Origin of the sequence: Primorskyibacter marinus, from assembly GCF_003313245.1 — a bacterium.
In the GTDB taxonomy this organism is placed as follows: Bacteria; Pseudomonadota; Alphaproteobacteria; order Rhodobacterales; family Rhodobacteraceae; genus Primorskyibacter; species Primorskyibacter marinus.
Window position 1 is genome coordinate 1 of sequence record NZ_QJSD01000029.1, and the last position, 21,533, is coordinate 21,533.

Annotated in this window: 22 protein-coding genes and 3 pseudogenes; 14 read left to right on the forward strand and 11 right to left on the reverse strand. The window is 61.0% G+C overall.

Translation table 11 applies throughout. The features are described 5' to 3' along the window. The 3 genes and pseudogenes from DMZ65_RS20210 to DMZ65_RS18075 form a co-directional block, all read left to right on the forward strand. Positions 1-311, forward strand: a pseudogene (locus tag DMZ65_RS20210) (DDE-type integrase/transposase/recombinase); the annotation flags it as partial. A 24-nt stretch (positions 312-335) separates the two neighbouring features. Next, entirely contained in the window at positions 336-590 is a 255-nt protein-coding gene (locus DMZ65_RS20215) for an integrase core domain-containing protein (protein WP_438942748.1), read from the forward strand. A gap of 76 nt (positions 591-666) precedes the next feature. After that, positions 667-864 carry a hypothetical protein gene (locus DMZ65_RS18075; RefSeq protein ID WP_116600145.1) on the forward strand — a complete coding sequence of 66 codons (198 nt, stop codon included), beginning with the start codon at positions 667-669 and terminating at the stop codon, positions 862-864. A gap of 145 nt (positions 865-1,009) precedes the next feature. Here DMZ65_RS18075 and DMZ65_RS18080 read toward each other — a convergent pair whose 3' ends face one another. Further along, complete coding sequence (locus tag DMZ65_RS18080; RefSeq protein ID WP_116600146.1) at positions 1,010-1,627, reverse strand: helix-turn-helix transcriptional regulator; 618 nt, start codon at positions 1,625-1,627, stop codon at positions 1,010-1,012. Positions 1,628-1,882: 255 nt separating this feature from the next. On the opposite strand from DMZ65_RS18080, the pseudogene DMZ65_RS18085 reads away from it, so the two are divergent. The 3 genes and pseudogenes from DMZ65_RS18085 to DMZ65_RS18095 all read left to right on the forward strand — a co-directional run. Continuing rightward, positions 1,883-2,005: pseudogene (locus DMZ65_RS18085) on the forward strand (IS3 family transposase); the annotation flags it as partial. 149 nt (positions 2,006-2,154) lie between these two features. After that, the gene (locus tag DMZ65_RS18090; protein WP_232825053.1) at positions 2,155-2,646 is read left to right on the forward strand and encodes a hypothetical protein; all 492 of its coding nucleotides are present in this window, start codon (positions 2,155-2,157) and stop codon (positions 2,644-2,646) included. 782 nt (positions 2,647-3,428) lie between these two features. Continuing rightward, on the forward strand, positions 3,429-4,055 hold the full coding sequence (locus DMZ65_RS18095; RefSeq protein WP_232825054.1) for a sugar transferase: 627 nt from the start codon (positions 3,429-3,431) through the stop codon (positions 4,053-4,055). A 182-nt stretch (positions 4,056-4,237) separates the two neighbouring features. Here the strand turns inward: DMZ65_RS18095 and DMZ65_RS18100 are convergent, their stop codons facing one another. Next, a complete protein-coding gene (locus tag DMZ65_RS18100) occupies positions 4,238-4,741 on the reverse strand; it encodes an autoinducer binding domain-containing protein (RefSeq protein WP_116600148.1) in 504 nt (167 codons plus the stop codon). Between the two features lie 284 nt (positions 4,742-5,025). Beyond that, on the reverse strand, positions 5,026-5,661 hold the full coding sequence (locus DMZ65_RS18105) for an acyl-homoserine-lactone synthase (protein ID WP_232825055.1): 636 nt from the start codon (positions 5,659-5,661) through the stop codon (positions 5,026-5,028). 448 nt (positions 5,662-6,109) lie between these two features. On the opposite strand from DMZ65_RS18105, the pseudogene DMZ65_RS18110 reads away from it, so the two are divergent. Further along, positions 6,110-6,271, forward strand: a pseudogene (locus DMZ65_RS18110) (IS3 family transposase); the annotation flags it as partial. A 14-nt stretch (positions 6,272-6,285) separates the two neighbouring features. Here DMZ65_RS18110 and DMZ65_RS18115 read toward each other — a convergent pair. Genes DMZ65_RS18115 through DMZ65_RS18140 form a run of 6 tightly spaced genes read right to left on the reverse strand, consistent with a single transcriptional unit; the run spans position 6,286 to position 13,372 of the window. Then, positions 6,286-7,878 (reverse strand): fucose isomerase, encoded by a 1,593-nt coding sequence (locus DMZ65_RS18115; RefSeq protein WP_116600149.1) that lies wholly within the window; start codon positions 7,876-7,878, stop codon positions 6,286-6,288. Beyond that, on the reverse strand, positions 7,875-9,503 hold the full coding sequence (locus DMZ65_RS18120) for an FGGY-family carbohydrate kinase (protein ID WP_232825056.1): 1,629 nt from the start codon (positions 9,501-9,503) through the stop codon (positions 7,875-7,877). Before DMZ65_RS18120 ends, DMZ65_RS18115 begins: the two co-directional genes overlap by 4 nt. A 1-nt stretch (position 9,504) precedes the next feature. Then, positions 9,505-10,323 carry an SDR family oxidoreductase gene (locus DMZ65_RS18125; protein WP_116600150.1) on the reverse strand — a complete coding sequence of 273 codons (819 nt, stop codon included), beginning with the start codon at positions 10,321-10,323 and terminating at the stop codon, positions 9,505-9,507. 36 nt (positions 10,324-10,359) lie between these two features. Further along, positions 10,360-11,871 carry a tripartite tricarboxylate transporter permease gene (locus DMZ65_RS18130; protein ID WP_116600151.1) on the reverse strand — a complete coding sequence of 504 codons (1,512 nt, stop codon included), beginning with the start codon at positions 11,869-11,871 and terminating at the stop codon, positions 10,360-10,362. Beyond that, positions 11,868-12,332, reverse strand: coding sequence for a tripartite tricarboxylate transporter TctB family protein (locus tag DMZ65_RS18135; protein ID WP_116600152.1), 465 nt, complete (start codon positions 12,330-12,332; stop codon positions 11,868-11,870). The genes DMZ65_RS18130 and DMZ65_RS18135 overlap by 4 nt, the downstream gene beginning before the upstream one ends. Before the next feature lie 56 nt (positions 12,333-12,388). Then, positions 12,389-13,372 (reverse strand): Bug family tripartite tricarboxylate transporter substrate binding protein, encoded by a 984-nt coding sequence (locus DMZ65_RS18140; RefSeq protein ID WP_157960679.1) that lies wholly within the window; start codon positions 13,370-13,372, stop codon positions 12,389-12,391. Between the two features lie 209 nt (positions 13,373-13,581). Between DMZ65_RS18140 and DMZ65_RS18145 the strand changes: the two genes are divergently transcribed. Next, positions 13,582-14,241, forward strand: a complete 660-nt coding sequence (locus tag DMZ65_RS18145; RefSeq protein ID WP_116600154.1) for an RraA family protein — start codon at positions 13,582-13,584, stop codon at positions 14,239-14,241. A gap of 90 nt (positions 14,242-14,331) precedes the next feature. On the opposite strand, the gene DMZ65_RS18150 is transcribed toward DMZ65_RS18145, so the two are convergent. After that, a complete protein-coding gene (locus DMZ65_RS18150) occupies positions 14,332-15,174 on the reverse strand; it encodes a FadR/GntR family transcriptional regulator (protein ID WP_116600155.1) in 843 nt (280 codons plus the stop codon). A 218-nt stretch (positions 15,175-15,392) separates the two neighbouring features. Here DMZ65_RS18150 and DMZ65_RS18155 point away from each other — a divergent pair, with 218 nt between their 5' ends. From DMZ65_RS18155 to DMZ65_RS18175, 5 genes are all read left to right on the forward strand, one after another. After that, positions 15,393-16,211 (forward strand): transporter substrate-binding domain-containing protein, encoded by an 819-nt coding sequence (locus DMZ65_RS18155; RefSeq protein WP_116600156.1) that lies wholly within the window; start codon positions 15,393-15,395, stop codon positions 16,209-16,211. A gap of 66 nt (positions 16,212-16,277) precedes the next feature. Further along, complete coding sequence (locus DMZ65_RS18160; protein ID WP_116600157.1) at positions 16,278-16,997, forward strand: amino acid ABC transporter permease; 720 nt, start codon at positions 16,278-16,280, stop codon at positions 16,995-16,997. Then, positions 16,994-17,653, forward strand: a complete 660-nt coding sequence (locus DMZ65_RS18165; RefSeq protein ID WP_116600158.1) for an amino acid ABC transporter permease — start codon at positions 16,994-16,996, stop codon at positions 17,651-17,653. Before DMZ65_RS18160 ends, DMZ65_RS18165 begins: the two co-directional genes overlap by 4 nt. Beyond that, positions 17,631-18,365 (forward strand): amino acid ABC transporter ATP-binding protein, encoded by a 735-nt coding sequence (locus tag DMZ65_RS18170; protein ID WP_116600159.1) that lies wholly within the window; start codon positions 17,631-17,633, stop codon positions 18,363-18,365. Before DMZ65_RS18165 ends, DMZ65_RS18170 begins: the two co-directional genes overlap by 23 nt. Before the next feature lie 55 nt (positions 18,366-18,420). After that, a complete protein-coding gene (locus DMZ65_RS18175) occupies positions 18,421-19,119 on the forward strand; it encodes an HpcH/HpaI aldolase family protein (protein WP_198662736.1) in 699 nt (232 codons plus the stop codon). A 64-nt stretch (positions 19,120-19,183) separates the two neighbouring features. Here the strand turns inward: DMZ65_RS18175 and DMZ65_RS18180 are convergent, their stop codons facing one another. Then, on the reverse strand, positions 19,184-19,786 hold the full coding sequence (locus DMZ65_RS18180) for a recombinase family protein (RefSeq protein WP_116599936.1): 603 nt from the start codon (positions 19,784-19,786) through the stop codon (positions 19,184-19,186). Positions 19,787-19,894: 108 nt separating this feature from the next. Here DMZ65_RS18180 and DMZ65_RS18185 point away from each other — a divergent pair. Continuing rightward, positions 19,895-21,533 (forward strand): DUF4158 domain-containing protein (locus DMZ65_RS18185; protein ID WP_198662720.1); only part of this gene is annotated, 1,639 nt, incomplete at its 3' end.

Sequence of the window (21,533 nt, forward strand, 5' to 3'; positions counted from 1 at the left end):
TGCAGGGCTATGGCTGGAACCATAAACGAGTCTACCGGATCTACTGTGAGCTGGCGTTGAACCTGCGTATTAAGCCGAAGAAACGCTTGAAGCGGGACAAGCCGGAGCCACTGACTGTGCCTGAAAGACCCAATGAGACTTGGTCCATGGACTTCATGGCGGATCAGTTAGCGGATGGCCGGTCGATCAGGACGTTAAACGTCTTGGATGACTTCAATCGCGAAGGACTGGCTATTGAGGTCGACTTCTCGCTGCCTGCTGAACGTGTCGTGCGTGCGCTGAACCAGATAATTGAGTGGCGCTCAAAGCCTCTCAATCAATGACATTCCGAAGGTATTACGGCACGGAATTCACCAGCNAGGAACGGCGTGGATTGGCATTACATCGACCCAGGAAAACCGCAGCAGAATGCCTTCATCGAGCGCTACAACCGCACCGTTCGTGGCGAATGGATGGGCCAATATATCTTTGAAATCATTGAGGAGGCACAGGTCCAGGCAACACAATGGCTATGGACTTACAACAACGAGCGACCCAACATGGGCATCGGCGGCATGACACCCGCAATGAAACTGAAAACAGCCGCGTGAATTCTACGGCTGAGCCCCATTAGAAATGGGGGGATTACCATATTACCGAATTGGGGAACCGTCAGGACAATGGGCCATGCCGCCGCACCGTGCGTTCTTCGAAGAAGTGGTGACCCAAGACCCCGACATCACGCTTTTTGAACTACCGGATGCATTGGCCGATGCAGAGGGTGTTCAAGTCCACCATTCTTCTATCGCTGATCTGTTGTCGCGGCTCGGGTTCATGTACAAAAAAAGTCATTGGTCGCCTCCGAACGCCGCCGTGCGCAGGTAAGCGGCGGCTGGGCCCCACGTTGTCAGGCAACGGCGTGATTGCGAGCCGGTGGAGATCAATTCATCGACAATCGGCCACAATTTTGTGTGGCTACCTCTGTGACTGCTAGAGACGAATGTATGATGATAGCGTGTCGTGCTGGCGCTCAAATCCAGCCGTATTTTTTCGCCTGACCAACAGCTTGCGTATTGGTGCGCGCGCCCATCTTTGAACGAGCGTTGGTCAATCGCAGCTTCACCGCGCTTTCGCTGACACCCAGTCGGTGCGCAACTTGTTTGAGCATCAGACCGGATGCCAGCAATTCGAGTGCGTCGATTTCAGCATTTGTCAGGCCACGTGCGGGCGCAAGCGCTTGGTGCAATTCACCGACCGCACAGCTCAAAAGCTCAAGCTCGTCATCCTTGAACTCCCGATCGGCGCGCGCGAAGGACCCGAAAGAGCGCAGGCCCGGCGCGTCATCGTACATCACACTGATTGCTGCGCCATATTGCAGTCCGAACGACGCCGCAGTTGTCAGCACTTTGCGTTCGTCGCCGTTGGAAATATCGCTCCAGCGTGTGTAACCTGAATTGTCATAGACCCAGCGGATGATAGGATCAAAGATCATCAATCCGTCCCTCGTGTATATCTCGACCCATTCCTGCGGCAACGAATTGCATTCATATTCGGGAAACGCAAAACCCACGCGCAGCGCCAAGTGATACCCCGCCGTGGCCAGACCCTCGAAATCATAGTCGGCAAGGAGGGTATCAATCGTTTTCATATGCCCCCCAAAAAACTATTGCATGCCTCTTCTACTATCTTGGGTTGTGTCTTAGTGCGTTTCGCAAGGCAAGCCCAGTATCGGACGGATTTGATAGTCCGATGGCTCTGTTTCACAGATCTGGTAAGAGATTTATGTCGTTAATCCAGTGTGGTAGCTGACCGGCATGAGCAAACTAACATCGTCCACTTACAAGACTGAACCTCCCCCTTTGAAGGGGTCCGCCCCTATAGTTAGGAAAGCGGAGGACCAAGAGTGGCTATCAAGAGACCCAAGCCGGAAGAGATTGTCGTGAAGTTACGGCAGGTTGAAGTTTTGATAGGGCAAAGCATGCCCCGGATCAATGCGATCAGACAGATCAGTGTGACCGAACAAACTGAATTGATGCGGTGGATGCCCCCACCCGACGGCATTGAATGTGCCATAACGGTTTCATAGGAACCAACACGAGGGAGGCATCCATTTCAGAGATTAGCATATTGGCGATTGATCTTGCCAAGGGCAGTTTTCAAGTTTGCGGCGTCAAAGTGGACGGCGCTGTTGTTTTCAACAGGTCGGTGTCGCGACCACGGCTATATCAACTCTTGGCAGAGCAAGCGCATTGTGTCGTGGCGATGGAGGCCTGTGCGACGTCCCATCACTGGGGGCGGGTCGCTCAGTCTCATGGACACGAGGCGCGCCTGATCCCTGCGGCCTATGTGAAGCCGTTCGTGAAACGCCAGAAGAATGGCCGCGCTGACGCCGAAGCGGCCAGCCGCCCCAGCATGCGTTTTGTGGCGGTGAAGAGCGCTGAGAAACAGGGGCGCGCTGTCGCCTTCCGGACGCACCAGTGTTTTGTGCGTCAGCGGACCCAGTTGATCAACGCGTTGAGGGGACATCTGACCGAGTTCGGCCTCGTGGCACCAAAAGGTCCGGCAAGCATGAAGCTTCTTGAAAAGGCGCTCGCACAGCCTGATGTGGATTTGCCCGCCCCCGTGCGCGAGATGGCGTGCTCTACCTTGACCAGATCGGTCGCCTGACCGAGCTTGTCGAGCAGTTGGCATTCCTGTCACGAAAGCCGTGGGATAAATCCGTCTGGGGAAAGGGGGGAACCGTCCGTCAGCTGACTTGCGCAATAGAGTCCTTTAAATGAAGAAAAAGCCGGGGCGACATGCGATCGCCCCGGCAGTTTACAGGTCGAAACAACGACCAAATATAACAATATACCTATTACCATATATCTCGTTCTGTGCACTCGTAATAAAATAACTGATTACTGATAATCTGTTGATCGCATTCGTCATCGATATGCTCAACCTAGCCGAAAAGACAGGTAAGTCTGACAAATTTCGCGCAAGTAGCTGTTTTCGTATTATTTTTCTGAGGATTTTGGACGATCCTGAAAAAAATGCAACCTTCTGATTGACGTTACGTCACTGAGCGAAGCTTGCGATCTCTGTGTTGCTGCTCGGACAGCATGCGTTATCGCGGAGATCCCGTGACGAAGTTGTCCCCCAAATGCTTCCTTCCTTTCATGAGAAAGGATCACACCATCAAACAAATGACTATGGCTCGTTTGTTGCCCATGAACTGCCCCAAAAGACAGGTCGCCGAACTACCTCAAACACGGTTAAAAAACCTTAGCATGACCCAATTCTCAAAGTAAATTTAGAAAGCCAGTACGTTTACGCCAGTTTTTTTCAAGCCGAGTCGTCTCCTGTTGGGCACCACGACTTCTTCGTTTTCCGTATCGGGCCATCGGATATGAAAGCTACAATGACCGAGAAATATTATGAACAATGAAAATCCTAAGCTTTTCAAAATGATCGGAACACTCCATCGCCCTTCCCAACTTTATCGAAGGTTCGGAAAGCGCGCCTTCGACATTGCCCTGACAATGTTGACCCTGCCCGTCCTATTGCCGATTGTCAGCATTCTGGCGCTACTGGTCGCATTTGACGGCGGCAATCCGTTCTACAGTCTGGACCGGATTGGCAAGAACGGTCGAGTTTATCGTATGTGGAAGTTGCGCTCGACGGCGAAGAACACCAATACCTGCCCCGAGCACCATCTGTGCAACGATCCTGACCAACGCCATGAGTGGGACAGTAGGCAGAATCTCCGCAACGACCCTCGCCTCACCATGCTCGGACGGTTTTTGCAAATATCCTACCTCGACGAGTTACCCCAATTCTTCAACGTGCTGATCGGTGACATGAGCCTCGTGGGTCCACGGCCGATGTTGGTATCGCAGAAGGCGCTCAATTCCGGAGAGGACTACTACGATCTGCGCCCTGGCATCACCGGCCTCTGGCAGGTATCCGATCAGCATTGCACAACTGTCGCTGAACGCGGCGACCACGCTTCGCACTACAATCGGATCTTGTCTCTCGCGAACGACCTGAAGATCTTAGCGGCGACTGTGAAGATAGCGCAGCGCAACACTTAACACGGCTCTTTCATAGAACGATATTGAGAGGTGTCCACGTCGTCATCCCGCCACGCAGACGCCTCACGAAATCCGCCCTATGGGAGAAAATTGTGCTGAAAGTGATTTCACAAGGCCACCTCCGTAGAGGCGATGCATCCAGCGCCAATTCCAACGGAGCCGCGAAAGGAAAGTCTGGGCCTTCAGATTTTGGCGTGTGTGTGTCGGATAGACAGGTCCAAAAGCATTTCGCCGAATTCGGGTTCGGCTGCCGGTCCCTGAAGCGTCAGATGGTGCAGGCTTTTGAAGTCGGCGAAAATCTCTTTGCGTTCGCCATCGGAAAAATCCTTGTCCGACCGGGAGAATGCCCCGATGCTTTTCGAATTTCTTTCTGAGGTCGCCATAACCGCCCAGTAGTTCAGACCGAACTCGCTCGCCTTATCGAAGACACCGTTGTCATCCAACTTCTGAAGTTCGGGCCAAGATGCAATCCCGTCGTTGGCAAATCCCCACCTTACGGCGGGATCCTTCATTACGAGCCCCATCTTGGAATAATAGTTCATCCACTCTTCATCATAGGTCTGGAAAAGGTATCTGGGGGTGGCAAACGCAACCTGGAAAGCGGCTGCAAAGCCGCAGGGGCTTTGCAGTTTAAGTCGCGTTAACAGCGTTCTCAGCTGATCGGTAAGATTCACACCGCGTCCCATCCACTTGGCGAACAAATTAACACTTGCGCCGGAGAAAAATTTCTAACTTCGCCGGATCCATCACAACCCGCCTTACTCCGTTCACGGTGAGGCCACCGCTCTCGCGGAGCGGTTGAAATTGGCAGCCGGAACCAGCAATACGCATACGTCTAGTACGAAGTAGCGCTCGCCCGTTTTTCTGATGATTTCCTGAATCGCCTTCACCCCCTCTTGCGCAAAGCAAGGTAGTGCCCAAGTGTACCATTTGTGAAACATCAAATCGATAGCTTTCCATGGGTATGGTGTCAAACATTTGCTTGCCGCTGTGGTTGGGCCGCGGTGTCAACATGGACGGCTGGCATCGACAGGATCGCATAGGACCTTCCGTCATGCTTGTTCCGGTATTTTTCGCCCACCTGTTTAACTTCGTAGCCGAGTTTGCCCAGCGATCGGCGGAAGCCTGGCACCGTCAGTGTCACCAGATCGTCCGATCCCTGATCTATAGCCAGTTTCACTAGCCCTTGCACAACCAGTGCAAGGCATTCTCGCCTGTCATGCGGCGAAGTAAGCTGATCCGAAAGGACAAGCCGGGTGCATTCCGACGCATTTGCGAATGTGTGCGCCCGAGGAAGAATATTGGCCGGGATGCCATCGATACGCCCGTCGACTGCATCCTGAAGCATGCAGCCGTGACTCCCCCACTTGTCGGAAAACCGCATGACGCGCGCGCCACCCACAAGACGTCCATTCATGAGCACCGCTGAATAGGCCGCGGTGGGATTGTCGTACTGGTCCATTTCGACATCATCATTATGCGGAATGTCCCAGTTCAGCGTATCCACAAAAAATCGCTTGCGCAGTTTTAGAAAGTCATGGAAAGCTGAACCATGCAGATGCATATTGGACAGATCGAAGGTTATTCCGGTGATTTTATTTTTCATTTGCGATGCTCACGTTGATTGACAATTAATGCTGCGCAGTTTGTTGCGCAGATGACTTCCCGCCAGGTTTCGGTCCCGAACGATTATGTATACCCTCGCCGATTTTCCTTTCTCATGGCAAGTTCGGTTCTGTACGACCGCGATGCAGCGATCAAGTTTTTGGCGGATTGGTCGCATTCCTACTTGTCTCAGAAGGCTCGCCCTCACATCTCACCGCCGAGAGTTGTCATGCGGTTGAGTGATTTTGAGGGGCTATGTCTGAAAATCGTGTTGGCGGTGTATCAACTCAAGCCAGTATCGACCTGAATGCTTCTACGGCATCGCCTTTGCGGCGCGCCACCATCCATCGGGCATAGCCCGCGAGATACTTCGTCGACGGACCTCGGAATAATGTGCGGAAGCCGCTCTTCCACTCAGTATGCAGCCCATTCACTGAGTTCAGATGAAACGCATTCGTCGTCGAGCATACAAGACCCGCGAGCAAGCCAGACAAGACATCTTCGATTACATCGAAATGTTCTATAACCCGAAACGCAAACATGCCAGAAACGGGATGCTGTCGCCTGTCGATTTCGAAAACAGGCAGCGCAATACCAACCAAGAAGGCGTCTACAATACTAGGGGCTATTCAGTGACACCGCAGAGGGACACGTCTATGCCAAGCTCTGTTGCAAGCGCGGCGCGGGCGCGCAGAGCGCGATCCGCCTCGGCGGCTGAGGTGGCATAGACCACTTGGATGTGGTTGGCCTTGTGCCGCCCCATCATTTGGTCGCGGCTGACCCCGCTCAGAATGGCGTTCATGATCGGCCATTGCGGGTTGGTGGCCTGCGACCGGCGCTCCTGTTCCTCGGGTGGCAGGGTCACCGCCTGCCCGCGACCCATATCCATCTTCAGGGCACCGCCCTCGACATAGATCCGGGACCAGACGATCTCGCCCTCGCGGGCATAGCCCTTGAGCGTGCCGCCCCCGAAGGGAAAGAACATCGCGGGTTGGCGGTGGCTTGCGGATCCGGCCCAGCCGCCGGGATGATGCGCGGGTGGCGCGGCCCCCGAGATCTCGAGCACCCAGACATAGCCCTCATGCGTGTCCGACAGATCCGGTCCGCCCCAGCGTAGATCATGCAGCGTGGTCTCGACCGGCTGGCCAAGCGCCCGGTGCAGCCGGTTGATGAGCAGGCCATCGACGGCGGCGCATTCGTCCACCTCATTGAAATGCACGATGGCCTCGCCGGGGCGGATCACGCTGCCGTCCGTGCGGGTGACATCGGGACGGTCGTCGTTGTTGAGCATCCCCTCGACGAGATCCGAGGCGGGAAGCAGATCCTTCAGCCCCTGCTGGTACTGGATGCCGATGGCCTCGCAGCCGAAGCTGTCGGCCATGCGCACCGCGGCGATGTACATGCGGCACTGATCGATGACCTGCGCCTCGATCAGCTGGGTGGCGGGGTTGGTGCCAAGGTGGAAGGTCATGCCCCGATCCAACATCCACTGGTAGGCGGCGCGGCCTTCGGCCTCCGGTACCTGAAGCGTGGCATGATAGAGCGCCGATTGCGACAGCCGTTCCTTGAACAGCCCCATGGGCATCAGCAGTTCGTCGGGGATGATGGCGTTGTACATGCCCATGCAGCCCTCGTCGAACACCCCGAGAATGGCCTTGTTGCGGCGCAGATCGTTTGCGATGTCCTGCACCAGTGCAGCATCCGGCCCGGCGTCTCCGACAAAGGCGCTCACATGGCTGGCGTCATGCACTATGGTGCCGGTGGAGAGCCATTCGTCCAGCTTCTCGGTAAAGAAGGCGTCCTCGAAATCCTCGGACCAGATCGAGGCATAGGCCACCCCCGCCTTGGTGAGCGAGCCGTTGAGGTTCAAGAGCCCCACCAGCCCCGGCCATTCCCCCTCCCAGTTGGCGACGGTGAGGATCGGGCCGCGATGGCTAGTCAGCCCCGCAAGCAGGTGGTGGGAATATTGCCAGACCGCCTCGGCCACGATCAGCGGGGCGTCGGGGTCGAGGCCTGCGAAGATGTCCATGCCCTCGCGCTGCGAGGCGATGAAGCCGTGCCCCTGCGGCTCTTTGACCGGGTGTCCGCGGACCAGCTCGTGGCCCATGCGGGCGAGCACCTCGGTCAGCTTTGCCTCCATCACGGCCTGGGCGGGCCAGCATTGCACGTTGGCGCTTTCGCGCAGGTCGCCGCTGGCGACGAGGGTAATCTTGGTCATGTGGGTTTTTCCATGAGGTCTGCGTAGCGGGCGAAATCCTGCTGCATCTGGCGCAGCACCCGATACTTGCGGTCGTGGTAGGCGCGGATGGGCCCCCCGCGCGGCGTGATGACGGTGCCGGTGCCGCTGAGAGCGGTCATCGCGGTGTCGAGGTCGGGCGCGTCCGCGGCAGCCACCGCGCCTAGCATGGCGCAGCCTAGCAGCACGGGCTCTGGCTGGTCGGGCACGATGACGCGGCAGGCGGTGGCATCGGCATTCTCGCGCAGAAACAGCGCGTTGCGGGCCAGCCCGCCGCTCACCACGAGGGTGTCGATTCGGGCGCCCGCCGCGCGCATCTCCTCGATGATGTGGCGGGTGCCGTAGGCCAGCGCCTGCACCGTGGCGAGGTAATCAAGCGCAAGGTCTTCCACCCCGCAATCCAGCCCCAGCCCGCTGATCGCCCCCTTGCGCCATGGCTCGGCCAGCGGAGAGCGGTTGCCGTGGAAGTCGGGCTGCACATGGCGCCCGCCGGTGAGGGTCGGCGCGCCGCCCATCCGCTCCAGCACATCGTCCAGCAGGTCCGTGACCCGCCGCCCGGCGGCGCTTGCCTCGGCCTCCAGCGTGGCAGAAGCACCGTGCCGGGCGATCACCGCATCGAGCAGCGCCCCGGCGGCGGATTGCCCGCCCTCGAGCGCCCACATCCCCGGCAGCATCGCGCCGAAGTATGGCCCCCAGACGCCAGGCACGAAGATCGGCTCGAGGCTGAGGCCGATATGGCAGGTCGAAGTTCCGGCGATCACCGCAAGCCGCGTCTCGAGCGACTCGTCCGCGCCGCGTTCCACCGCCAATGTCCCGAGCGCGCCCGCGTAGGCGTCGATGAGGCTGGCCGCGACCGGCGTGCCTGCGGGCAGGCCGAGGTCATGCGCGGCGCATGCACTTAGCCCGCCGCAGCAGCTGCCCGGTGCCGTCAGCGTCGCGCCAAGCGAGGCATGGTCCGGCGTCGCAAGATCGCCAAGGCCGATGGCGCTGAGGAAATCATCGTCCCAGCCTTCGCCCGATTGCCCCTTGTGGCCAAGGTAGGTCCACTTGCAGACGGTCGAGCACAGGGACCGGACGCTGCCGCCGGTGGCGCGATGCACCAGCCAGTCGGGCAGATCCCAGAACGCGGCGGCGGCGGCCCAGGCGTCGGGGCGCTCGCGCTTGAGCCAGCGCAGCTTGGGCAGCTCCATCTCGGGCGAGATGACGCCACCGACGTGGCGCAGGGGCGCGCCGCCGATGGCGTTAATGTCTTCGGCGTCCGGGATGGCGCGGTGGTCCATCCACAGCATCACGTCCTGATCCGGCTCCCCGCCGGGGCTGACCGACACCGGCCTGCCGCCCGCGTCGATGACCACCAGAGAACAGGTGGCATCGAAGCCGATGCCCGCGATGGCGCTGCCGGGCACTCCGGCGGCAACGATGGCCCCCTTGACGGCGGCAACCACCGCCGCCCAGATCTCTGCCGAGCTTTGCTGGGCGAAATCCGGCGCGGGGCGGTAGGTCGTTATCGCCTCTGCCGCGGTGCCAAGCAGCGCGCCGCGATCGTCGAAGACCCCCGCCCGCGCACTGCCCGTGCCCACGTCTATTCCAAGATAGCAGCCCATCATGTCACCAGCTGGTAAAGCCGCCGTCGAGCACGAGGTTCGCCCCGGTCATGTAGCTTGATGCGTCCGAGCCGAGGAACTGCACGATGGGGCCGAATTCCTCGATCTCGGCCTGCCGTCCCATGGGGACGCGCTGTAGGAAGGCGTCGATGAATTCCTTGTCGAACGAGCCGGTCTTGACCCCGCCGAAGGTCACGAGGTTCACCCGCACGCCCTTCTTGGCCCAGTAGGTCGCAAGATAGCGGGTCATGTTGAGCAGCCCCGATTTCGACGCGGCATAGGAGATCGCCTTGACGAAGGGTTCGCCGTCGCGCTCTTCGCGGTAGGCGTAAAGCGACTGGTTGGGCGACACCATGCCGTACATGGACCCCACCATGATGATCGAGCCCTTGCCGGCCTCGGCCATCTTGCTGCCGATGACTTGGCTGCAGAGCATGCAGCCGGTGAGGTTGGTCTCGATCACGTCGTCCCAGTATTTCTTGGGGTAGACCTCGAAGGGCGCGTTCTGGTCGGCGGCGCCGTCGGGCTTGCTGTCGATCCCGGCGTTGTTGACCAGGATGTCCGGTACGCCCCATTCGGCGATCAGCCGGTCGGTGGCCGCGATCAGGCTGTCCTTGTCCTTGACGTCGGATTTGTAGACCCGGATGCGGTCGTTAAGGCCGGGAAACTGCGCCTCGACCTCGTCGGGGGTGCGGTCGCGGCGTGCGAAGATGGCGACCTTCGCGCCATTCTCGGCCAGTTGCTTGGAGAACTGGCTGCCAAGCTGGCCCAGCCCCCCGGTGACGATGGCGATCTTGTCTTGCACGGTGAAGAAATCTTGCATGATGCGGATGTCCTTTTCGATGGTTTGAGGGTGGTTTCAGGAAAGCCTGCGCAGGTGGCGCGCCGAGCGGTTCCGGATGCGGGAAATGACGGTGAAGAGCAGGATGGCGATCACCACGGCCCCAAGCAGCGCCGACACCGGGCGGTCGAAGAAGCCCAGAAGGTCGCCCCGCGCGATCTGCATCGACATGATGAAGTTACGCTCGAGCACCGGCCCCAGCACTAGCCCGAGGATCACCGGAGCGATGGGAAAATCGTTGCGCTCCATGACATAGCCCACAAGGCCCGCCACCAGCATGATGCCGACCCCGAAGAGCGTGTTGTTGATGGCGTAGGAGCCAAGGAAACAGCACACGAGGATCATCGGCACGATGACATTTCGCGGCACCATCAGCACTAGCCGCGCGCCCTTGATGGCAAGATAGCCCAGCGGGAACAGCAGCAGGTTGGCCACGAAGAAGCACAGGATGATCGCCGTGGGCATCGACGGGTTCTCGGCAAAGAGGCGCGGGCCGGGCGAGACGCCCTTCATGTAGAGGACGCCCACCGCGATGGCGGTCACCGCGTCTCCAGGGATGCCGAAGACCAGCGCCGGGATCCAGGCCGAGGACAGCCCCGCGTTGTTGGCCGAGGTCGCCTCGATCAGGCCTTCCTCGTGGCCCTTGCCGAATTTCTCGGGCGTCTTCGAGAACCGCGCCGAGACGCCATAGGCGATCCATGCGGCAAGGTCGCCGCCGACGCCCGGCAGCGCGCCAAGCGAGGCTCCGATCGTGGTCCCGCGCAAAAGGCTCAGGGGATAGCGCAGCACGAGGGTGGGGATGCCCGCGTAGGGCCGCAGGCTGCGCGTTTCCGGGGCGGCAGCGGGGCGGGCACCATCCGATGACAGCCCGCGCAGGATCTCGGAAAAGGCGAACATGCCGATCATCACGGGGATGAAGCTGACCCCGCCCATGAGCTCCATCGACCCGAAGGTAAAGCGCGGCTGCCCGGTGGTGATATCAAGCCCCACGGTCGACACCAGCACCCCCAGCGCCAGCGACACGCCGCCCTTGACCGGGTTTGATCCCGACACAAGCGCGCAGGTCAGTAGACCCAGCACCGCCAGCCAGAAGAACTCGAAGCTCGAGAAATTGAGCGACACCCGCGCCAGCAGCGGCCCGGTGAGCAGCAGCACGGCGGCCCCGATCATCCCGCCTGTCGCGGAAAAGAAGAACCCGATGGACAGCGCCCGCCCGGCCTCGCCGCGCAGGGTCATGGCGTGACTTTCCCCGGTATAGGCCGCCGAGGCGGGTGTGCCGGGGATGCGCAGCAGCGCGCCGGGGATGTCGCCTGCGGTGATCGCCATGGTAGTGGACGCCACGATCAGCGCGATCGAGGGCAGGGGGGCCATGTAGAAGGTCAGCGGCACCAGAAGCGCCGTCGCCATGGTCGCGGTCAACCCCGGCAGCGCCCCGATGAAGAGGCCATAGACCGCCCCCCCGAGGATCGCGAGAAGCACATGCGCCTCGATCACCATCGAAAGGCTCGTGGCAAGGGTTGCGGCGCTCATGGCAGCACCCCTGCCAGCAGGCCCGCGGGCAGCGACACCCGCAGCCCCGCGGTGAAAAGGTAGTGGAGCGCCAGCACGAAGGCCGGGGCGACCAGCACGATGGTTCGCAGCCGCGCGCCCATCAGCGCCATCATCACCGCCATGAACCCGATGCCGAACAGCGGAAAGCCCAGCGGCTCGAACAGCATCAGCCCGAGCAGCAGACCGCCCAACGACCATAGCGCCGCAAGCCCGCTGCGGCCTTTGTAGCTGCCGCCCTCGGCGGGGACGGCAGCCTGCTCGCGCAGCCCGGACCACAGGACCATCCCGCCCAGCACGACAAGAACGGCACCGATGGCGATGGGCAGGAGGTCCGCTCCGAAGCGGACGCCGGGGATGGAGGGGAGTTGCGTGGATTCCCAGATCACCCCGGCACCGAACACGGCGAGGAGCGGCCCGAAGATGCGATCTCCGATGCGCATGGAATGGCCTTTCAGGTCAGGCTTGGCAGGTCAGGTGGTTCGGGCGGATTGGCAGGTCACTGGGCCAGCCCGGCCGAGGACATGGCGCTACCAAACCCCTCGGCTGCGCTGGTCACCGTCTGCTCGAAGGTCGCCGCATCCTGGTAGGCCACCGAGAACCCGCGCGCGGCCATGAAGTCCTGGAACGCGCTGTCTTCAGTGATCTCCTTCAGGGCCGCCTCGACCTTCGAGACGACCTCGTCGGGGGTGCCTGTGGGCGCGGCGATGCCGCGGAAGGGCAGGGGCGACCAGTCGGTGTCGAAAAGCTCGGTCGTGGTGGGCAGGTCGGGATAAAGCGCGCTGCGTTCGGACGAGATCAGCGCCACGGTCCTGGCCTGCCCCGCATCCACCAGCGACTGCGCTTCGGCGGGCGAGGTCGACACCACGTCGATGGCCCCCGAGGCCAGCTGCTGCAGCGCTGGGGCCGAGCCGTCAGAGGCCACCCAGTTCGCGGCGGTGGGGTCGATGTCGAGCCGATCCAGAAGCCCGATCCACGCAAGATGCGACAGCCCGCCCCGGTTCGCGCCTGACGCGGCGACGGCTCCGGGATCTGCGCGCACCGTGTCGATCAGACCGGCAGCGTCCGAGTACTCTGCATCTGCGGCGATGTTGATGGCGATGGGGTCGGCGTTGAAGCGACCGATATAGGCGAAATCAGCGGGGGTCACGCCGGGGATGCCCTGCGCCTCGAACATGGTGCTTTCGATAGTGATCACGCCCAGCGTGTAGCCGTCGGCTGGGGAGGTGGCGATGGTGCTGTGCCCCACGAGCCCGCCGCCGCCGGTGCGGTTCACCACGTTGAAGGGCTGGCCGAAGATCTCTTCCAGCTCGGTTGCGACGGCGCGCGCGGTGGCATCGGTGCCGCCTCCTGCGGACCACGGCACGATCACCGTCACCGCCTTTTCCGGCCAGTCGGCAAAGGCGCTACCCGCCCCGGCGAAAACCATGGCCCCAGCCATGCACAGCGCGAGACAACCCCGCGCGGATCCTTGATGAAACATGATGTCCTCCCGTTTTCCAAGCGAGCGCCCTCTCCTCAAGACTGGCTCACTCTTGACATATGACATAAGTATATGTAAGCGTCAATGGGTGGTGCCGTCAACATCTGATCTTTCGCCCCATCGGAAGAACGGCAGCGCGGCACACCCGAAGGGCGGGCCAAAACCGACCCGGACAGATTTCGGAACATCAGCACGTGGAGAAAAGACCGATGTTTGACTACGACTACACCCCGCAGGAGCTCGACGCGATTGAGCGGCTCAAGGCGTGGTATTCCGGCGATGTGCACGACAGCATGGAGGCGCTGGGACTCTGGGGGTTCCTTGATGGGATCTCGCTTTTCGGGGCGATGGCACCCAGCGCGGTGGTGGTCGGCCCGGCGGTGACGGTGCTGTTCGCACCCTCGGACCGCAAGGGCGAGCCGCAGGATGTCTATCACAACGCCATCGACAACGCCCCCGCCGGGGCGATCATGGTGGTCGACGCGGGCTGCGCCGAGGGCAGCTGCTCGGGCGAGCTGATGAGCACCGGTGCCAAGGCGGCGGGCTGCGCCGCGACCGTGGTGAACTCGACCGTGCGCGATCTCGCGCAGGTGCGCAGCCTTGGCTACCCGCTCTTCGGCACCGCCCCGAGCCCGGTCGGCGTGACCGGCAAGAAAGAGCCCAAGGAAAGCCAGGTGCCGATCAGCTTGGGTCGCACCACCGTCAACCCCGGCGACGTGATCTTCGGCGACATCGATGGCGTGGTGAGCATCCCGCGCGCGCATCTCGTTGCGGTCGCCGACCAAGCCGACAGGCTTGGTGCCCACGAGGCCACCGCCCGGCAGCGCATCCTCGCGGGCGAGAAGCTGCAGGAGGTCTGGCCGGCGTAAGACGACCGCAGGCGGCGGGGTCCGAACCCACGCCGCCCGCGCTGCATCTCGCAAAACGCTTATATTTCAGACAGATAGCCCGCCACATGATCAGGCGTCGCGATCCCGCGAATTCTCGATCGCCACGCGCAGGTAGGCCGCGCTGTTGTCGATCTGGGCGCGCATCAGCTCCTTGGCGGCGGCCTCGCGGAAATCGCGGATCATGTTGTAGATCGCCTCGTGCTCGGCATAGGCGGCCTCGAGCGACTTGGTGGGCACCCGGCTGGTGACCTGGATCACCTCGTTGATGAGCGCGGCGAAATTGTCGTAGATCAGCGACAGGATGCTGTTCCGCGCGGAATGCACAAGCGCAAGATGGAACGACGCATCCGCATCGACAAAGCCCGCGAAATCGCCGTCGTCCCGCGCTTGACGCATGGCGTCCAGCGCCTTGGTCACCGTCTCGGGGATGGGGCTGCGGCGGTCGATGAGGATACCCAAGACCTCCGTCTCGATCATCCGCCGCGCGGTCATAAGCTGTTCGAAATAGTCAGAATCCGAGGCAAATCGCTGGCGCACCGTCACCGCAAGCGTGCCGAGGAATTCATCCACGTCCTCGCGCACCACCGTGGTGCGCTCACCATGGCGGCGCAGGATCAGCCCCTTGGTCTCGAGCGTCTGGAGCGCCTCGCGCACGGTCCGTGTGGACACCGAGAATTCCTGCGCGATGGCGCTTTCCGACGGCAGCTTGTCCCCGATCTTGAGCGCCCCGGCAAGAATGCGGTCCTCGATCGCGCTCGAGACGGCGAGGTGGCGCTTGTCGCGGGTGCCGGAGGACCGGTCGCTCATGTCGATGGCTTCGTTGCGCATGGCTCGCTTCTCTGCTGGTTCGATCTGGTGAGGGGCCTTGACGGGCCGCGCCTCGGTGTCTGCAGTCCAGATTACTCGTGTCATAAGTCATATGTCAAGGACATGGCCCATTGCTTTTGCCCGACTTTCCGACCGAACCACGCGTTATGAGTCCCGATTCCTGACAAGTGTACCCACACAACCCCTGCGTTTCCCTGTTGACGAACCGCAAACTGCTGACATATGACATGACTTAGCGGCAGAGGAGACCAGTATCCTGGCGAAGCGGGCCGCGACATTCGCCAACAGGGAGGAGACATGAAATGACCAGACCATTCGCCCGTAACGCCTTTGCGGCCGCGGCCCTTGCCGCCATCGCCAGCGTCGGTGCCCCGACAGCCAGCGACGCCCAGACCATATCGGAAATCGAGGAAAAGGGCACCGTCACCATCGGCGTGCTCACCGGCATCCCGCCCTATGACACCACCGATTCCAGCGGCCAGACCGACGGCTTCCTCGTGGACCTTGCCCGCGACATCGCCGCCGATCTCGAGGTCGAGCTTGAGGTGGTGCCTGTGAACAACGCCTCGCGGGCGGCGGCACTGGAATCGGGCCGCGTCGACCTGCTGGTGGCGCACATGACCGCCACGCCGGGCCGCGCCAAGATCTTCCGCATGACCAACCCCTACGGCGCCTACGAGATGCGCTTCGTCGCGCCGGTGGACATGGAGCTGACTAAGCTCGAGAATCTCACCGACAAGCGCGTGTCGGTCCCGAAGGGTGGCACCCAGGACATCGCCGTCAGCGGCTATGACGTGGACGGGCTCGAGGTGGTGCGCTTCGACGATGACGCGCTGGCCATGCAGGCGCTGATCTCGGGGCAGGTGGACGCCACTGCCGCCGTCGCCACCGTGGCCGCGGACGTCATTGAAAAGCGCGGCCTTTCGGGGGATTTCGAGGTCAAAGAAGACGTTCCGATCTTCACGCTCTACTGGTCCATGGCCGTGCGCCGGGATGCCACCGAGCTGCACCAGTGGCTCAACAACTTCATCTACTACGAGGAAGTGACCGGGCGGCTCGACGAGCTGCACGAGAAGTGGATCGGCGTGCCGACCCCCGGAGGCAAGCTTCCGACGTTCTGACCTACAATGCCGCGGCGGGCGCATCTGCCCGCCGCATGGCACGCAGTGCAAGCCGGATGGAGTCCCATGGCTTATGAAATGAACTTCCAGCCGGTGCTCTCGCGGGCACCCGAGCTGATCGAGGGCACAATCGCGACGATCGAGCTGTCGGCTAAGTCGATCGTGGTCGGCCTTGCCGTCGGCCTCGTGGTCGCGCTCGGGCGGCACGACGGCCCGCGCGCCGTGCGGACGCTGGCGACCGTCTATATCGAGATGTTCCGCAACACCCCGCTTCTGGTGCAGCTGTTCCTGCTGTTCTTCGGGCTGCCGTTCCTCGGCCTGCGGCTGTCGGCGGACGAGGCGGCGGTGATCGCCATCTCGCTGAACCTCGGCGCCTATTCCGCCGAGATCTTCCGCGCCGGGCTTGCCGCGATCTCCAAGACCCAGGTCGAGGCGGCGCTGGCGCTGGGGTTGTCGAAGCTTCAGGCCATGCGCCATGTCGTGCTGATCCCTGCGCTCAAGGTGATCTACCCGGCGCTGACCGGGCAGTTGACACTGACCGTGCTCGGCACCTCCATCGCCTCGGCGATCTCTGCCTCGGAACTCACCCTCGCGGGGGCACGAATCGAAAGCTCGACCTTCCGCAGCCTCGAGACCTTCCTCGTGCTCGCGGCGATCTACATTGCCATCACCATCGCCTTCCGCATCCTTTACGCGCTGGTCGGGCGGCTGCTGTTCCGCCGCAAGGTGCCGCCCCCGTCGATGCGCGCCGCCAGCGCCTTCGACAAGAAGGAGGCCCGCGCATGATCCAAGATTTCGGAACAGACGGCGTGATCTTCCTCGCCCGCGGCCTCATGTGGACGCTTGGCCTGTCGGTCGCCACCTTCCTCTGCGGCGGCATCCTGGGGCTGATCTTCGCCCTTGGCCGGTCGCTGGGGCCGCGCTGGATCCGGCTGCCCATCGCCACCTACATCGAACTGGTGCAGGCCACGCCGCTGCTCATCGTGGTGTTCCTGAGCTTCTACGGCCTGCCGTTCTTCGGCCTCTACCTGCCGCCGCTGGCCGCCGCGTCGCTGGCACTGACGCTCTATGCCACGGCCTTCCTCGCGGACATCTGGCGCGGCTGCATCGAGGCGGTCCCCCGCACCCAGTGGGAGGCGTCCGAGGCGCTTGGCCTCAGCGGCCCCGAGACCCTGCGCCACGTCATCATGCCGCAGGCCATCCGCATCTCGCTGGGGCCAACCGTCGGCTTCATGGTGCAGATCGTCAAGAACACCTCGGTCACCGCGCTGATCGGCTTCGTCGAACTGACGCGCGCCGGGCAGCTGCTCAACAACCAGACGTTCCAGCCCTTCCACGTCTTCATCACCGTCGCGCTCATGTATTTCGCGATCTGCTACCCGATGTCGCTCTGGAGCGAGAAACTCAAGGAGAAGCGCAATGTCGACAGCACTGCACATTGAGGGGCTGAAGAAGTATTTCGGCGCGCACGAAGTCCTCAAGGGCGTCGATCTCGAGGTCGCAAGCGGCGACGTGATCGCGGTCATCGGGCGCTCCGGCTCCGGGAAAAGCACCATGTTGCGCTGCATCAACGGGCTCGAGCCGTTTCAGCAGGGGCGCATCCGCATCGCGGGCCATGTGCTGGGCGAGGGGCCGCAGAATCTGCGCGTCCTGCGCACCGAGGTCGGCATGGTCTTCCAGAGCTACAACCTCTTTCCGCATCTCACCGTGGCCGAGAACATCACCTTGGCCCCCCGCGTCGTGCGCAAGCTGCCCAGGGCCCGCCATGACGAGCTGGTGGACAAGGTGCTGTCGCGGGTCGGGCTTCTGGACAAGAAGCACGCCTATCCCGACGAGCTTTCGGGCGGGCAGCAGCAGCGCGTTGCCATCGCCCGGTCGCTGGCGATGGAGCCTCGGGTGATGCTTTTCGACGAGGTGACCTCGGCGCTCGACCCCGAGCTGACCGGCGAAGTGCTGAAGGCCATCCAGGAGTTGGCCGAGACCGGCATGACCATGGTGCTTGTCACCCACGAGATGGGCTTTGCCCGGCAGGTGGCCACTAAGACCGTGTTCATGCACCACGGCCGCGTCTGGGAAAGCGGCCCCTCGGAAGAGATCTTCGGCAACCCGCAGACCGACGAGTTGCGTGCCTTCATCGAACCCAACCTGAAATAGGTGCAGCCGCCTTCCCCCTCAATTTGCCTTCAACACGGATTCAAGGAGACAACCTTTGCCCACACCGCTCAACACCAACCTTGCCGCCCGCATGTCCAAGGGCGAGCCGGTCTTCGGCGCGACCTTCTACAGCGGCTCCACCGTGGCCATTGAGGCCGCCGGGAACTGGGAACTGGATTTTGCCTTCATAGACGCCGAGCATGTTCCGGTAAACGTCGACAGCCAAATGGAAAAGCTCATCATGGCGGCGCTTTTGTCGGGCATCGCGCCGCTGGTGCGGGTGCGGGGGACCAACGAATGGGACATCCGCAAATCGCTCGAGATGGGGGCGACCGGGGTGATCGTGCCGCAGGTCGGATCGGCGGCACAGGCCCGCGAGATCGTGCGCGCCGCGAAGTTTCCGCCCTACGGGCGCCGAGGAGGAGATGCCTCGTGCCGGGCCGCGGGCTTTGCCGGGCCGGATTTCAAATGGTCCGAGTACATGGAGGCCGAGAACGCCCGCCGCCTCGTCATCCCCATGGCCGAAAGCTATGAATTCTTCGACAACATCGACGAGATCCTCGACGTGGAGGGGATCGACATCATCAACTTCGGCCCGGCGGATTATTCGATCTCACGACGGATCTCGATCGATTATTCCATGTCCGATCCCGAGGTCGACGAGAAGCTTTCGGAGCTGATCGAAAAGGCCCATGCCCGAGACATCAAGGTCATGGCGCCCTGCATTCCCACCAACGCGGGTCCATCGGCATAAAGGTACGCGAGGTCCCACAGGAATGTTCGTGTTTTCAGTCCCTTTGGATTTGCGGGGCGATGGGTCAGTTTGGCGCGTTTCGTGAGGTGTCCGCTTTGATCGCGTCGTAAAGAGCGGTTTTGCCGACCTTTATGCGGGCAGCGGCTTCACGGACCGTCAGGCCTCTTTCGATCAGCATTTTCGCTCGCTTCAGTTTTTCAGCGGTGACGACAGCCTTGCGTCCGCCTTTTCGCCCGCGCGCAGCAGCAGCGCTCAGGCCAGCGCGGGTTCTCTCGCGGATGAGGTCGCGTTCGAACTGGGCAAGAGCGCCGAACAGATGAAAGACGAGTGTGCCTCCGCTCGTTGTCGTATCGATACCTTCAGTCAGAGACCTGAATCCGATGCCGCGCTGGTCAAGATCGCGAACCGTATCAATCAGGTGACTCATGTTACGACCGAGACGGTCGAGCTTCCAGACAATCAGCGCGTCACCGGAACGTAAGTGATCGAGCGCTTGATTTAATCCTGGTCGATCCGTCTTGGCACCAGATACGCAATCTTCAAATATCTCCCCGCAACCGGCCGCCTTGAGCGCGTCGATCTGTGGGGCCAGCGATTGATCGGCCGTTGAGATGCGCGCATATCCGACCGGAGCAACAAATTCTGCAGTCTTTGTCCGTTTTTCCATCCGCCAATCATCTTGTCCGTCATTCCGTTGTCAAGCCATATTAACGGACAGAAAAGCACGGGGCCGTCAAACGACCGATTCCCGGACACCACTATGACGGAGAGCCTCATGCCCCGAATGCAAATCCTTTCACCCTCCGAGCAAGAGGCGTTTGACGGTCCGCCAGTATTCGACTTCCGTGAGCGCAAACGATGTTTCGATCTGCCAAAACCCTTGTTGGACATCGCAACCGAGTTGCGTTCACCCGCTAGCCAGATCGGTTTTCTGGTGATGTGCACCTACTTCAAAGCGGCGAAGAAGTTCTACAATCCTCGCCATTATCACGCCCCGGATATTGAGGCGGCCGCAAAGCTTCTGGGGCTCACAGGATCGGAGTTCTCGCCAGCAACCTACCCCAAACAGACCCGCGCACGTCATCGTAAGCTCATTCTGGATTTCTATGGCTTCATGCCACTCGGGCAGGTCAACAGGAAAGACCTGATCGCCGAGATTGCGACGATGGCGCGAACATATCTGAAGCCGCGCCTGATCTTTGATCGATGCGTGGATTATTTGATCCAACGGCGCGTCCAGGTTCCAAGATCAGGTGTTTTGCTTGAGTTGATCCGATCTGGATTGCAGGCCCGTAAAGTAGAACTCATCGCACTGATGGATGCACATCTCACCGATGACGCGCGCGCCTTTCTGGACGAGCTTTTCTCGACCCCGGACGATCAGAACCGGTATCGTCTGACCCTGTTAAAGAAGCTGTCGCAGTCGGCAAGACCAACGAAGATTAAGGAAGCCATCGCTGACTTTGAGACGCTCGCTGATTTGCATGGCCAACTATCCGACCCTCTGGCTGCGCTCGATTTGGGAGCTGCCGGTATTCGATATTTCGCGGGCAGCGTTCAGCGGTCACGCCTGTTTCAGCTCAAACAACGCGCAGACAATGACCGCCATATCCATGCCACGGCTTTTGTTGCCCATCAGTTTTACCGTACGCAAGATAACCTGATCGATCTCTGGCTCAGTGTCATGGCATCCTTTCACGCAAAGGCGACGCGCGATCACAATGATCGGCTGCTGGAGAACCAGGCAGCACAGCAAAAGCAGATCAAGTCTGTCATCAATGACCTCGACACATCTGTGTTTGGCCTGTTGCGCGACATTCGCGACGTGACCGAGGCGGATGGAATGTCGGACAACCAGAAAGTCAGCACAATCCGAACCTTGTTGGATAAAGGTCGGTCAAGCGCCTTCGAGCAGCTGAAGGATGATCTTTCCGCAACCGCGCGGGATGAAAGCTGGTTCGATGTGCTTGAGGCAGGGTCCTTGCGACTACAATATCGACTCAGTCCCATCCTTCGCGTGATCACGTTCGAGAGGAACGACCGGCCCGCCGGTCTCATCACCGCCATCGACCGGTTCAAACACAACGATGGCATAGTCGGGCCAGGTGCGCCAACGGATTTCCTCGATAAAGACGAGCGGGAAGTACTGATCCGCAGCGACGGAACATTCCGAACCTCGCTCTACAAGGTCTTTCTGTTCCAGCATGTTGCCGCCGCCATCAAATCCGGCGATCTTAACCTTTCGCAGTCCTATAAATACCGCCCCATGGACACCTATCTGATTGATCCGGACAGGTGGAGGCGAGAGAAGCCGGAACTGTTGGAACGAGCCGGATTGGCCGAGTTTGCCGACCCACAACCTATTCTGGCACCCCTCCGGAAGGCGCTGACACAACAATATCAGCGCACGAACG

What these genes read in the sequence shown, in the direction of transcription:
- DMZ65_RS18105 (WP_232825055.1), bottom strand. Translation starts at nt 5,661, where the DNA reads ATGAAAAATAAAATCACCGGAATAACCTTCGATCTGTCCAATATGCAT.
- DMZ65_RS18150 (WP_116600155.1), bottom strand. Translation starts at nt 15,174, where the DNA reads ATGACACGAGTAATCTGGACTGCAGACACCGAGGCGCGGCCCGTCAAG.
- DMZ65_RS18125 (WP_116600150.1), bottom strand. Translation starts at nt 10,323, where the DNA reads ATGCAAGATTTCTTCACCGTGCAAGACAAGATCGCCATCGTCACCGGG.
- DMZ65_RS18075 (WP_116600145.1), top strand. Translation starts at nt 667, where the DNA reads ATGCCGCCGCACCGTGCGTTCTTCGAAGAAGTGGTGACCCAAGACCCC.
- DMZ65_RS18140 (WP_157960679.1), bottom strand. Translation starts at nt 13,372, where the DNA reads ATGTTTCATCAAGGATCCGCGCGGGGTTGTCTCGCGCTGTGCATGGCT.
- DMZ65_RS18145 (WP_116600154.1), top strand. Translation starts at nt 13,582, where the DNA reads ATGTTTGACTACGACTACACCCCGCAGGAGCTCGACGCGATTGAGCGG.
- DMZ65_RS18100 (WP_116600148.1), bottom strand. Translation starts at nt 4,741, where the DNA reads ATGGGACGCGGTGTGAATCTTACCGATCAGCTGAGAACGCTGTTAACG.
- DMZ65_RS18120 (WP_232825056.1), bottom strand. Translation starts at nt 9,503, where the DNA reads ATGATGGGCTGCTATCTTGGAATAGACGTGGGCACGGGCAGTGCGCGG.
- DMZ65_RS18080 (WP_116600146.1), bottom strand. Translation starts at nt 1,627, where the DNA reads ATGAAAACGATTGATACCCTCCTTGCCGACTATGATTTCGAGGGTCTG.
- DMZ65_RS18115 (WP_116600149.1), bottom strand. Translation starts at nt 7,878, where the DNA reads ATGACCAAGATTACCCTCGTCGCCAGCGGCGACCTGCGCGAAAGCGCC.
- DMZ65_RS18180 (WP_116599936.1), bottom strand. Translation starts at nt 19,786, where the DNA reads ATGGAAAAACGGACAAAGACTGCAGAATTTGTTGCTCCGGTCGGATAT.
- DMZ65_RS18130 (WP_116600151.1), bottom strand. Translation starts at nt 11,871, where the DNA reads ATGAGCGCCGCAACCCTTGCCACGAGCCTTTCGATGGTGATCGAGGCG.
- DMZ65_RS18155 (WP_116600156.1), top strand. Translation starts at nt 15,393, where the DNA reads ATGACCAGACCATTCGCCCGTAACGCCTTTGCGGCCGCGGCCCTTGCC.
- DMZ65_RS18170 (WP_116600159.1), top strand. Translation starts at nt 17,631, where the DNA reads ATGTCGACAGCACTGCACATTGAGGGGCTGAAGAAGTATTTCGGCGCG.
- DMZ65_RS18165 (WP_116600158.1), top strand. Translation starts at nt 16,994, where the DNA reads ATGATCCAAGATTTCGGAACAGACGGCGTGATCTTCCTCGCCCGCGGC.
- DMZ65_RS18160 (WP_116600157.1), top strand. Translation starts at nt 16,278, where the DNA reads ATGGCTTATGAAATGAACTTCCAGCCGGTGCTCTCGCGGGCACCCGAG.
- DMZ65_RS18135 (WP_116600152.1), bottom strand. Translation starts at nt 12,332, where the DNA reads ATGCGCATCGGAGATCGCATCTTCGGGCCGCTCCTCGCCGTGTTCGGT.
- DMZ65_RS18095 (WP_232825054.1), top strand. Translation starts at nt 3,429, where the DNA reads ATGATCGGAACACTCCATCGCCCTTCCCAACTTTATCGAAGGTTCGGA.